The organism is Rhodococcus sp. BS-15 (assembly GCF_000813105.1).
Classification (GTDB): Bacteria; Actinomycetota; Actinomycetes; order Mycobacteriales; family Mycobacteriaceae; genus Rhodococcoides.
Genome location: NZ_BAOX01000163.1, coordinates 1 through 11,024 on the forward strand (window position 1 = coordinate 1; position 11,024 = coordinate 11,024).

Sequence of the window (11,024 nt, forward strand, 5' to 3'; positions counted from 1 at the left end):
GGCGCGGGCCGACGCCTCGTCCGCGGCGACGCGCGACCACACCGTCGGCACCCCGAAGTACAGGGATCCGCGCGCGGCTGCGTAGAGCTCGGGCGTCGGCTTGCCGGTGTGGATCAGCGGGCTGCCCACTCGCAGTGGGCCGAGCACGCCGAGGATGAGTCCGTGCACGTGGAACAACGGAAGCCCCTGCACCACAGTATCTTTCGACGTCCATGCCCAGGCCTGCGCCAACGCGTCGAGCCCGGCTGCGATGGCACTGCGCGAGATCAGGACGCCTTTCGGCGGGCCGGTGGTACCGGAGGTGTAGAGCACGAACGCGACCGAGGACGGCTGCGGTTCCGGGTAGCTGTGCCAGGACCGTGCATGTTGACGCACCGGCAGGACCTCGAGCCCGGAGGTGTCCGGCGGCGCTTCACCGAGCCACGCCTGGGCGCCCGAGTCGCGGAGGATGTGCTCACGTTCGGCCACCCCGGCGTCGGGCGGAACCGGCACCACGGTGACACCGGCGATGAGTGCGCCCACGACAGCGAGCACCGTCTTCACCGAGGGCGTCGCGTAGATCGCGAGGCGGTCGGCTCGCGAGATGCGCTCGGCCACGGACGTCGCCGCGCCCAGGATATCGGCGCGGGAGAGCGAGACTCCGTCGATCGTGATCGCGTCGGGAATGTCGTCTCCTCGCGCAACGGCGAGTGGGTTCAGTGAACGAAGCAGCACATGGCTACCGTACATACATGGACGTGGACGGAATCGACACCGGCGACTACGCCGAGTACATGACGGTCGCCGCCGGTGACCTGCAGGCGGGTGTCTATCTGATCGGAACCGACGCCGAGCAGGAAACCGATTCCGAGGACGACCTCGACCTGGACCTCGAGGACTCCGATTCCGACGATGACGACATCGACATCGCGCACGTGACCGACGGCGCACCCAGGCTGGTCTACTCGGTGCAGTCCGACGACTTCTGGACCGAGTGGAATTGGCCGATCTTCGAGCCACTCAGCTCTACGAGGAAGCGCACGCACGCAATCCCGAGGTCAACACCGAGCCCAAACGCTTCACCACCGTCGAAGCATTCGGCAGCAACGAACTGGTCTACATTCTGCGCATCCGACGCGGCGGCTGGGATGTGGGCGAGCCGGATCTCGAGCCGTGATCCACGCGGCCCCTCAGTCCTCGCGAACGCGCGCGCGTTCGCTGAACGCGAGCGGTTTCGCGTCACCACGCTGCGCGCCTGTGGCAAGTGCGCGCGCGTTTGCCGGATCCGGACCCGCCTGCTCTCGGGCGATCCCGCGCACCGACGTCCCTCTGCCTTGCCCGCTGCGCACCTCTGGTCCTCGCAAACGCGCGCGCGTTTGCTGAACGCGCGCGGTTTCGCGTCACGATTCTGCGCGCGTATGGCAAGTGCGCGCGCGTTTGCGAGATCTAGGCCGAGGATGCGACCGTTCCGACTCCGAGCGCGACCAGGATTCCGGCGCTGATGCGGTCGATCCAGTCGGTCACCGCCGGCCTACGCAGCAGCGCGACCGCGCGTGAGGCGAGAACGGAGAACACTCCCATCACCAGTGCGGCAACGACCACCTCGACCAGACCGAGCGTCATGGCCCCGGTGAACGTGACGACGGTGAGGAACTGCGGCACCACCGCGAGATAGAACAGTCCGACCTTGGGGTTGAGCGCGCACGAGAGAACTCCGGCACCGAACGCCGACCACGCGGACGCAGCGACGGGTACGAGCGGCTCGCCGGCCACCTTGTTCTTGCGTCTCGCCCGGAAGGCCTTCACACCCAGATACAGCAGATACAGCCCGCCGAGAATCTTGACGACGCGATATGCCGTCGCAGACTGCTCGACGATCGCCGCCAGCCCGACGGCTACCAACACGGCCCAGAACAGTCCGCCGATCGCGACGCCCATCGCCGCGGCGATGCCTGGCTTGAGGCCGCCGATGCTGTAGCGGAGCACCAGAAACGAATCGGGCCCGGGCAGAATCGCCAGCAGAAAGCACACACCGGCGAAGCTGAGCAGGAGGCTGAGGGTCACGGGTATATGAGAACACCCAGGTGTAGCCGAAGCCAACCGACTTCGCTGTCCACCAGAAGCCTCGAACTATCCGCTCAGGCGAGCGGCCGCAGCGTCGATGCGCTCGTCCGTGGCCGTCAGTGCGATCCGCACGTGGTGTGCACCGTCGGGACCGTAGAACTCTCCCGGTGCAACGAGGATGCCGCGGTCGGCGAGCCAGTCGACGGTGTCGCGGCACTTCTCGCCCCGCGTGGCCCAGAGGTAGAGCCCGGCCTCGGAGTGGTCGACGGTGAATCCCGCTGCCTCGACGGCGGATTTGAGAATCGTTCGACGGGCGCGGTATCGCTCGCGCTGAATGTTCTCGTGCTCGTCGTCGGCCAGTGCGGCGGTCATGGCGGCCTGGATCGGCAAGGGCACCATCATGCCTGCGTGCTTGCGCACTTCGAGCAGTTCGGCGACGAGCGAGGCGTCTCCGGTGACGAAGCCGGCGCGGTAGCTGGCCAGGTTCGAGGTCTTCGAGAGTGAGTGCACGGCAAGAAGATTGGTGTGATCTCCGTCACACACGCGAGGATCGAGAACCGACACGGCCTCGGCGTCCCAGGTCAAACCCAGATAGCACTCGTCGGAGACGACGATCGCGTCACGTTCACGGGCCCAGTCGACGACCTTGCGCAGGTGCTCGACTCCGAGCACCTTGCCGGTCGGGTTGGACGGTGAATTGACGAAGATCAGCGACGCCCGCTCGGGTCCGAGACGATTGAGGCCGTCGGCCCGGATAGTCCGAGACCGCGCGAGCAGGGCACCCACTTCGTATGTGGGATATGCCAATTCGGGGATGACGATCAAGTCGTCGGCTCCCAGGCCCAGCAGAGTCGGCAGCCAGGCGATCATTTCCTTGGTGCCGATGGCGGGCAGCACGGCGTCGGGCGAGATGCCGGTGATCGAGTATCGACGCGCGAGCGCGGCGACCGCGGCCTCGCGCAGCGCAACGGTCCCGACGGTGGTCGGTAACCGGGCTCGTCCGCAACGGAATTCAGCGCTGCGCGGATCACGTCCGCAACCGGATCCACCGGGGTGCCGACCGACAGATTGACGATGCCGTCCGGATGAGCCGAGGCCTTCTCCTTGGCGGCGGTCAGCGAGTCCCACGGAAAGTCGGGCAGCCCCGCTGCCACCGCTGCGCGCACCAAGATCGTCAGTTCTCGCCCATGGGAGGCAGAGCCTTGATGAACGGCGGGTCGTAATCGGTCTTGCCGAGCTTCGCCGCGCCGCCGGGAGATCCCAGGTCGTCGAAGAAGTCGACATTGGCACCGACGTACGCGCTCCACTGCTCGGGCACGTCGTCCTCGTAGAAAATGGCCTCGACGGGGCAGACGGGCTCGCAGGCTCCGCAGTCGACGCATTCGTCGGGGTGGATGTACAGCATTCGGTTACCCTCGTAGATGCAATCCACCGGGCACTCTTCGATGCACGCTTTGTCCAGTACATCTACGCACGGTTCTGCAATCGAGTAGGTCACTGCTGCTCTCCCCTCCTGTATCGATCGTGGGCGCTCGCGCGCCCTGAGCATCCTAGTATCGCCGTCCGAACTCGAGGCCGACCGACCCAGGGTCGCCTCACCTGCCCCGCTCGGCTATCGACGAAGCTGCTTCGCGGGCGAGTCGGCACCGAAGGCCGACGACTTCTTGTGGGCCGCGAGCCACTTGCGTCCCTGCTTCGCGGCACGCGAGAGAGCGCCGCGCTCACCGAGATAGCCGGCGACACCGCCGACGAGCGGGATGGCACCGAGCACACGGTAGACGCCGCGGGGGTGCGGACGCTTCTCCAATTCACCGGCAACGTCGCGCAGCACGTTCGCGATCTGCCACATTCCGCGCAGCAGTGCGAACGGGCCCGACTTGGGTGACTCTTCCTTCTTCGCGGGCGCACTGTCGGCGAGCGCCGTCAGATCACGCTTGCACAGCACCGATCCGAGCAGCGCCACGTGCGTCTCGCGGTCGGTCACACCCGATTCACGCGCCACGGCGACGAGCACCATAGCCTGGTTGGCGAACCCGAGCAGGTCCTGGATGGGGAGCCGGTTGACCAGGATGCCGAACACGCCGGGGAACGCCACCGCCACGGTGTTGAGTGCGCCGATGCGATTGACCCACCACTGCGAACGAGCGTCGCTGTCGAGCTTCTCCCAACCCGCGGTACCCGGGAAGTCGGTGGTGTCGAAGGCCTTCGCGAGGAAATCGATGACGTTGTCGAGCTTCGAATCATCCGCAGAGGACTCACGGAACGTTCGTCCCTTGAGCCCGATCGGTCCCGTGTCGCAAGGATGTCGAGCACGGGATGAATGATGGCGACGGCACTGCTCAGAACCGCGGCGACTCGACGGTCGTCCATGTCAGACAAGCTCCATTTCGAAAGTGGACCCGAGGGTCAGATCAGGCCGGCAACCGACACGGCCGGGGCCGGGTCGTATGTGGTGGTGCGCTGACGAACCGGGCGTCCGATGCCGTCGGCGATCTCGTGCAGTTCCGCGACGGTCTTCTCCGAACCGTTCTGCGAACCCGCCATACGCGAGATCGTCTCCTCCATCAGGGTCCCTCCCAGATCGTTCGCGCCTCCGTTCAGCATCGCTTGTGTACCCGTGATTCCCAATTTCACCCACGATGTCTGAATGTTGTCGATTCGGCCGTGCAGCATGATGCGAGCCAGGGCGTGCACCGCGCGGTTGTCGCGGTTGGTCGGCCCGGGTCGCGATGCGCCGGCCAGATACAACGGCGAGGACTGGTGCACGAACGGCAGCGGCACGAACTCGGTGAACCCACCGGTCTTGTCCTGGATCTTCTTGAGCACGTTCAAGTGACCGACCCAGTGCGACGGATTGTCGACGTGTCCGTACATCATCGTCGAGCTCGACCGCAGGCCCACCTCGTGCGCGGTGGTGATCACTTCGATCCACTCGGCGGCGGGCAGCTTGCCCTTGGTGAGCACCCAGCGGACCTCGTCGTCGAGAATCTCGGCGGCGGTGCCGGGGATCGAGTCCAGCCCGGCGGCCCGGAGTTCGGTGAGCCACTCGCGAATCGACTGACCACCGCGGGAGGCCCCGTTGACGATCTCCATCGGCGAGAACGCATGGACATGCATCGACGGCACTTTCGCCTTCACCGCCCGCACCAGGTCCGCGTAGCCCGTCACCGGCAGTTCGGGGTCGATTCCACCCTGCATGCAGACCTCGGTGGCACCGACGACGTGGGCTTCCCACGCCCGATCGGCGACCTCGGTGGTGGACAGGGTGAACGCATCGGCGTCGCCCTTGCGCTGCGCGAACGCACAGAAACGGCACCCGGTGTAGCAGATGTTGGTGAAGTTGATGTTCCGGTTCACCACGTAGGTGACGGTGTCTCCGTTGACCTGCTTGCGCAGGTCGTCCGCGAGAGCCGCAACGGCGTCCATGCCCGCGCCCTCGGCCGTCGCGAGTGCGAGGTACTGCTCGTCCGTCAGCCCGGCCGGATCCTTTTGCGCGGCCGCCAACGCCGAGACCAGATCCCGGTCCACCCGTTCGAGCCCCGCGAGATCACGAACCTGCTCGCGAATGGAGTCCCAGTCGCCGAACGCATTCGCCAGATCCGAACGCGTCTCGGTGTTACGGCCCTGCGTGTCGATCTCGGTGTTCAGGTCGACGCGGCCCGAGGACTCCCACTCCTCGTCCGGTTCCTGCCACGGCAAACCGGTCGGGTTGACGTCCTCGCGCGCCATGCCGGTCTCGGGATCGGCCAGCGCCCGCACGTGCGCCGAGATACGCGGATCGATCCACGGAGCGCCGGCCAGAACGTACTGCGGTTGCGCTGCAACACGTTCCACCAAGCGGTAGCCCGCCTTGTCGGACAGCTCGGCCAAGGTATCGAGGTTCGGCCACGGCCGCTCCGGGTTGACGTGATCGGGGGTCAGCGGAGAAACCCCGCCCCAATCGTCGACGCCTGCGCCGAGCAGCGCTGCCGTCTCCTCCGGCTCGACCAGATTCGGCGGAGCCTGAATCCGCATCGACGGGCCGACCACCATGCGCGTCACCGCGATGGTCGCCAGAAATTCTTCGAGCCCCGCGTCGGGAACGGATCGCATCGCGGTATCGGACTTGGCCAGGAAATTCTGCACGATGATTTCCTGAACGTGCCCGAAAGACTTGTGCACCTTACGAATTGCCATGATCGACTCGGCGCGGTCGCGCAGCGTCTCGCCGATTCCCACGAGAATGCCGGTCGTGAACGGGATGTTCAGGCGACCCGCGTCGGTCAAGGTCCGCAGCCGAACCTCGGGATCCTTGTCGGGGCTGCCGTAATGCGCCTGCCCCTTCTCCTCGAACAACCGACGCGAGGTGGTCTCGAGCATCATCCCCATCGACGGGGCCACCGGCTTGAGCCGCGACAGTTCCTGCCACGACATCACTCCTGGATTGAGGTGCGGGAGCAAGCCGGTCTCCTCGAGCACCCTGATCGACATGGCGCGCACATAATCCAGCGTCGAATCGTAGCCGCGGGAGTCGAGCCACTCCTTGGCCTCCGGCCACCGCTCCTCCGGCCGGTCACCGAGGGTGAACAGCGCCTCCTTGCAGCCCAGCGCGGCACCCTTGCGAGCGACGTCGAGGATCTCGTCGGGATCCATGAACAACCCGTGGCCGGCGGCGTTGAGCTTGCCCGGGACAGTGACGAACGTGCAGTAGTGGCACTTGTCGCGGCACAACCGCGTGATGGGTACGAACACCTTTCGCGAATACGAGACCGTCTTCGGACGCCCGGCCGACTCGAGACCCGCATCACGAACCCGCGCGGCCGACGCCATCAAATCCACCAGATCGTCCCCACGCGCATGAAGCAGAACTGTCGCCTCGTCGACATTCAACGAGACTCCGTCCCGGGCGCGACGCAGAACGCGGCGCATGGCAGAAGCGGCTGGAGCGGTGTCAGGCAGCGAAGTCACCAGTCGATCATGCGCTTCCTGGTACGCACGTGCCACCCACGCCTCCCTACTCGGGTCGTTCCGCAGGCTCCGGGGGTGGTGGTTGCCGAACGACACCCCTAAGTTTGTAGCCGTGACAACGATGACCGATCCACAGTGGCAACCATCTCCGCGTGCACGTCTGCTCTGGGCTTTGAGCGCCGGTCTGCTGTGGGTACCGATCTTCATCGCCCAGATCGTCTGGGCGGTCGTCGACTCGAGCTGGACCACCTGGCCGCATGTCGCCGTCCTCGTCGCCTCGATCGTATTCGCGGCCCTGCACGTCGCGGTCGTGCCGCAGTGGCGGTACCGCGTGCACCGCTGGGAGATCAGCGACACCGCGGTCTACACCCGCACCGGCTGGCTGAGCCAGGAGCGACGCATCGCACCGATCTCACGGGTACAGACCGTCGACACCGAACGTGGGCCGCTCGATCGTCTGTTGGGCTTGGCCACCGTCACCGTCACGACGGCGTCGTCCGCGGGCGCGGTCAGAATCACGGCACTGGATCAGGATGTGGCCGACAAGACGGTTGCTCGACTCACCGACATCGCCGGCCGTACCGTCGGAGACGCGACATGACCGATCAGGCGGAACTGCTCGCCGTCGAGGAGGAGCAGCCGTGGCTGCGCCTGGACAAGCGAATGCTGTTGGTACATCCGGTGAACGAGGGCATCAAGCTACTGCCGGTGCTGTTGATCTCGTTCTTCGTCGGCAGTCAGAGCGGCAACCACTTCTGGAGCCTCGGCCTTCTCGCGGTCGTCGTGGTGTTCGCGATTCTGCGGTGGTTCACCACCAGCTACCGGATCGGTCCGGTGCACGTGCAACTGCGCAGCGGTGTGCTCCAGAAGAAGGTGCTCTCCATTCCGCGGAACAGAATTCGCTCGGTCGACGTGGAAGCGAACGTTCTGCACCGCGTACTCGGCCTGTCCATCCTGCGCATCGGCACCGGGCAACAGGCAGGCAAGGGTGAGGCCTTCGAGCTCAACGCCCTCGACACCTCGCTGGTACCGGCACTTCGCGGGGATCTGCTGCAGCGAGTATCGGGGCAGATCCCCGCGACCGACGGAACACCCACCGCAGCAGCCGATCCCGGCGTCGAGATTGCACACTGGCAGTTCTCGTGGGTGCGGTTCGCGCCGTTCTCCATCACCGGCATCGTCACCATCGCTGCGGCCGTCGGCGTGTTGTTCCAGTACGGACTCGGGCAGTGGCTGGCCGAATCGTCGGTGGTCTCCAACAGCATCGACTCCGCCGAGCGATTGGGAATCGCGGTGTTCGTCGTCGTGGCGCTGATGGCGCTGCTCGTCGTATCGAGCATCTTCGCGTGCGTCCGCTACCTGCTGGCCTACGCCAACCTGACGGTGACGGACCAGGGGCGCACCATGCACGTCAGCCATGGCCTGTTGCGCACTCGCCAGTCGACACTCGACCGCAAGCGACTGCGCGGCACCTCGCTGTCCGAACCGCTGCTGCTTCGTGCGGCCGGCGGAGCCAGGCTGGACGCCATCATGACCGGCGTCAGCGCCGAAAAGAAGGAATCGTCTCTGCTGCTCCCCCAGGCCCCACGCGCCGAGGCGTTGCGCATGATGACCACCGTGCTCGGCGAGGCCGGTCTGCACGCAAGTTCGGACCGGCCTCTGCTGCAGCACGGACCCGCAGCGCGTCGACGCCGCTACACGCGTGCTGTTCTGCCCGTTGCGGTTCTCGGTGCAGCGCTGGGCATCGCACAGTATGTCGGCGCACCGATCCCGCTACTGGCGTGGATCGCTGTCGGGGTGTTGTTCGTTGCCGCATTCGGGCTCGCACACGATCGCTTCCGCGGTCTCGGCCATGCAGTGCTGCCCGGTTGGCTCATCACCCAGCACGGTTCGCTCGACAGGACTCGACACAGCCTCGAAGCCGCGGGCATCATCGGTTGGACCGTGCGGCAGACCTTCTTCCAGCGTCGCGCCGGGGTGGCCACCATCGTCGCCGCGACTCCCGCAGGCGTCGGACATTACGAGGTGATCGACATCCCCATCGAGAACGCGTGGGCGATGATCGACGCCGTCACCCCGGGAGCCGGGGACATCTGGCTGCACCGGACCTGACATGACGCGGCCGCAGAGTATCGACGAACTGGATCTCGCGGTGGCCGAATGCCGCGCCTGCCCGCGCCTGGTGCAGTGGCGTGAACAGGTCGCCGCCGAGAAGCGGGCTGCCTTCGAAAACGAAACATACTGGGGCAAAGCGGTTCCTGGCTTCGGACCGGCCGACGCATCGATGTTGATCGTCGGGCTCGCCCCGGCAGCGCACGGTGCCAACCGCACCGGTCGAATGTTCACCGGAGACCGGAGCGGGGACGTTCTCTATCGCGCGATGCATGCGGTCGGTCTGGCCAGCCAACCCACCGCCACGCACATCGGAGACGGGTTGACGCTCAACGGAGTTCGCATCACCGCGCCGGTGCACTGCGCTCCTCCGCAGAACAAGCCGACTCCCGCCGAACGCGACAGATGCACACCCTGGCTGGACGACGAATTACGGTTGCTGCGTCCGACCCTGCGGTCGGTGCTCGTTCTCGGTGCCTTCGGCTGGCAGTCCCTGCTGCCGACACTGGCCGCCAACGGATGGGAGATACCAAGGCCTGCACCGAAATTCGGCCACGGAGTCAGGCGCGACCTGGGCTCGATCACCGTGTTCGCCAGCTATCACGTGAGCCAGCGAAACACCTTCACCGGACTGTTGACTCCGACGATGATCGAGGACGTGCTGCGGGATGCGGGTCGGCATGCACGCTTGCTGTGATCGCCTTCATCCGGAACATGAAGAGCAGCACTCCGGCGGGGCCCGCACCGGCGACGATGAGAAGCATGGTGCGCCAATCGGCGAGTAGGAGAACGTCGCTTCCCGGACCGCCGAGCATGCACAGCACCACGGCAGCGAACCATCCGATCAGGGGCGACGCCACCCAGATCGGCCGATCTGCGACCTTGCGTGCGGCCAGAATCAGCGCGACGTTCGCGATCCCGCCGAGCAGTGCGCTGATGGGGAACTGCACCGACCCGAGGTAGGTCGGAAGGAAGAAGACCGAGAGAATCCCGGACAGGAAGCCGTCGAACACCAGTACTGCGACGGTCGCCCAGGACACCAGGGCGACAGTATTGGATGCGGCCTTCGAGATCATGCGCCCAATACTGCCTTGACCCGGGTTGTTTCAGTGCATCGCATTCAAAAAACCGGGCATCGGCACTCAGGAAACCGGCGGGTACCCCAGGGAGGTCAGCAGGTTGCTCGCACCCATGGCGATCTGTCCCAGTACGTACTGGTACAGATCTGCCTGTGCGCCGAACTGCGGCTTGAGAGAATCGACGAACGCGACGATGGCGTCCTGCACTACCCAGTTGTACATGTGTGTTCCGCCCCTGCTGTAGTGAGATCAGTACTGGTGTGTATTTCAGTGATGCGGACCACAGCTTAGTACGCCGGCAAACAGATCGTTCTCTCTACCCGTCTCATCGGGATCGAGTTCGCCGCGGACGAGTACGTACTGCTCGTCGAGCAGGATCGGCTGGGCGATGTCGTTGGACAGTGCGTACTCGCTGCCCGACGGCGCGACGGTCACCTGAGTCGCGTGGGCCCGGAGCGCATCCCGCTTGGCATCGAGCACGCCGCGGATGTCGATGCTGGTGGTGATGGTGTTCTCGGGAACGCTCGGCAGCTCGCCGGCCTCCGGCATTCGCCAGTGCGAGGGAATCGCCTCGATGGCCGCGAGCCCAGCCTGCAATTGATCGTGTCCGGTGACTGTCCAGTAGAACTTCGACACCTCCCAGGGCGCACCGACCCCGGGGTAGGAATCCGTCCCGCAGACCTCGACGGCCTCGGTCACCAACGAGTGCACCTGCTGGTGATCGGGGTGGCCGTATCCGCCCTCGGGGTCGTACCCGACAACCACCTGCGGCCGAAGCTCACGCATCACCGCGACGAGCGCTCCGAGGGCCTCGGCGCGATCGGCGTTGACGAACGCGCGCGG

12 protein-coding genes and 2 pseudogenes are annotated in these 11,024 nt (G+C 65.8%); 4 read left to right on the forward strand and 10 right to left on the reverse strand.

The genetic code is table 11. The annotated features are described in order from the left end of the window. Together RHBS_RS17325 and RHBS_RS30790 are read right to left on the reverse strand one after the other, a co-directional pair. A partial coding sequence (locus RHBS_RS17325) for an AMP-binding protein (protein ID WP_187298531.1) occupies window positions 1-714 on the reverse strand: 714 nt, incomplete at its 3' end. After that, entirely contained in the window at window positions 696-914 is a 219-nt protein-coding gene (locus RHBS_RS30790; RefSeq protein ID WP_237669327.1) for a hypothetical protein, read from the reverse strand. The genes RHBS_RS17325 and RHBS_RS30790, both read right to left, overlap by 19 nt. Before the next feature lie 59 nt (window positions 915-973). On the opposite strand from RHBS_RS30790, the gene RHBS_RS30795 reads away from it, so the two are divergent. Beyond that, complete coding sequence (locus tag RHBS_RS30795; protein ID WP_237669329.1) at window positions 974-1,156, forward strand: hypothetical protein; 183 nt, start codon at window positions 974-976, stop codon at window positions 1,154-1,156. A gap of 269 nt (window positions 1,157-1,425) precedes the next feature. Here the strand turns inward: RHBS_RS30795 and RHBS_RS17335 are convergent, their stop codons facing one another. From RHBS_RS17335 to RHBS_RS17355, 5 genes and pseudogenes are all read right to left on the reverse strand, one after another. Then, entirely contained in the window at window positions 1,426-2,043 is a 618-nt protein-coding gene (locus RHBS_RS17335) for a LysE family translocator (protein WP_094685199.1), read from the reverse strand. A 66-nt stretch (window positions 2,044-2,109) separates the two neighbouring features. Next, window positions 2,110-3,212: pseudogene (dapC, locus tag RHBS_RS17340) on the reverse strand (succinyldiaminopimelate transaminase). A 5-nt stretch (window positions 3,213-3,217) separates the two neighbouring features. Further along, window positions 3,218-3,541, reverse strand: a complete 324-nt coding sequence (gene fdxA / locus RHBS_RS17345) for a ferredoxin (RefSeq protein ID WP_008714223.1) — start codon at window positions 3,539-3,541, stop codon at window positions 3,218-3,220. Window positions 3,542-3,655: 114 nt separating this feature from the next. Further along, window positions 3,656-4,413: pseudogene (locus RHBS_RS32320) on the reverse strand (hypothetical protein). Window positions 4,414-4,449: 36 nt separating this feature from the next. Continuing rightward, the gene (locus RHBS_RS17355; protein ID WP_237669332.1) at window positions 4,450-7,026 is read right to left on the reverse strand and encodes a bifunctional FO biosynthesis protein CofGH; all 2,577 of its coding nucleotides are present in this window, start codon (window positions 7,024-7,026) and stop codon (window positions 4,450-4,452) included. 85 nt (window positions 7,027-7,111) lie between these two features. Here RHBS_RS17355 and RHBS_RS17360 point away from each other — a divergent pair, with 85 nt between their 5' ends. From RHBS_RS17360 to RHBS_RS17370, 3 genes are read left to right on the forward strand one after another with little or no spacing between them, the layout of a single operon-like run. Next, window positions 7,112-7,591 carry a PH domain-containing protein gene (locus tag RHBS_RS17360; RefSeq protein WP_121873290.1) on the forward strand — a complete coding sequence of 160 codons (480 nt, stop codon included), beginning with the start codon at window positions 7,112-7,114 and terminating at the stop codon, window positions 7,589-7,591. Then, on the forward strand, window positions 7,588-9,102 hold the full coding sequence (locus RHBS_RS17365) for a PH domain-containing protein (protein ID WP_121873291.1): 1,515 nt from the start codon (window positions 7,588-7,590) through the stop codon (window positions 9,100-9,102). The genes RHBS_RS17360 and RHBS_RS17365 overlap by 4 nt, the downstream gene beginning before the upstream one ends. A gap of 1 nt (window position 9,103) precedes the next feature. Then, a complete protein-coding gene (locus tag RHBS_RS17370; protein WP_121873292.1) occupies window positions 9,104-9,799 on the forward strand; it encodes a uracil-DNA glycosylase in 696 nt (231 codons plus the stop codon). On the opposite strand, the gene RHBS_RS17375 is transcribed toward RHBS_RS17370, so the two are convergent. From RHBS_RS17375 to mshB, 3 genes are all read right to left on the reverse strand, one after another. Continuing rightward, window positions 9,726-10,178, reverse strand: a complete 453-nt coding sequence (locus RHBS_RS17375) for a hypothetical protein (RefSeq protein ID WP_121873293.1) — start codon at window positions 10,176-10,178, stop codon at window positions 9,726-9,728. The genes RHBS_RS17370 and RHBS_RS17375 overlap by 74 nt on opposite strands. Window positions 10,179-10,244: 66 nt before the next feature. Beyond that, complete coding sequence (locus RHBS_RS29100; protein ID WP_008714214.1) at window positions 10,245-10,403, reverse strand: hypothetical protein; 159 nt, start codon at window positions 10,401-10,403, stop codon at window positions 10,245-10,247. Between the two features lie 45 nt (window positions 10,404-10,448). After that, window positions 10,449-11,024: N-acetyl-1-D-myo-inositol-2-amino-2-deoxy-alpha-D-glucopyranoside deacetylase (gene mshB / locus RHBS_RS17380; protein ID WP_128646108.1), on the reverse strand; the 576-nt coding region annotated here is incomplete at its 5' end.

Coding starts and splice junctions, on each gene's coding strand:
- RHBS_RS17370 (WP_121873292.1), top strand. CDS start 9,104: ATGACGCGGCCGCAGAGTATCGACGAACTGGATCTCGCGGTGGCCGAA.
- RHBS_RS29100 (WP_008714214.1), bottom strand. CDS start 10,403: ATGTACAACTGGGTAGTGCAGGACGCCATCGTCGCGTTCGTCGATTCT.
- RHBS_RS17360 (WP_121873290.1), top strand. CDS start 7,112: ATGACCGATCCACAGTGGCAACCATCTCCGCGTGCACGTCTGCTCTGG.
- RHBS_RS17375 (WP_121873293.1), bottom strand. CDS start 10,178: ATGATCTCGAAGGCCGCATCCAATACTGTCGCCCTGGTGTCCTGGGCG.
- RHBS_RS17365 (WP_121873291.1), top strand. CDS start 7,588: ATGACCGATCAGGCGGAACTGCTCGCCGTCGAGGAGGAGCAGCCGTGG.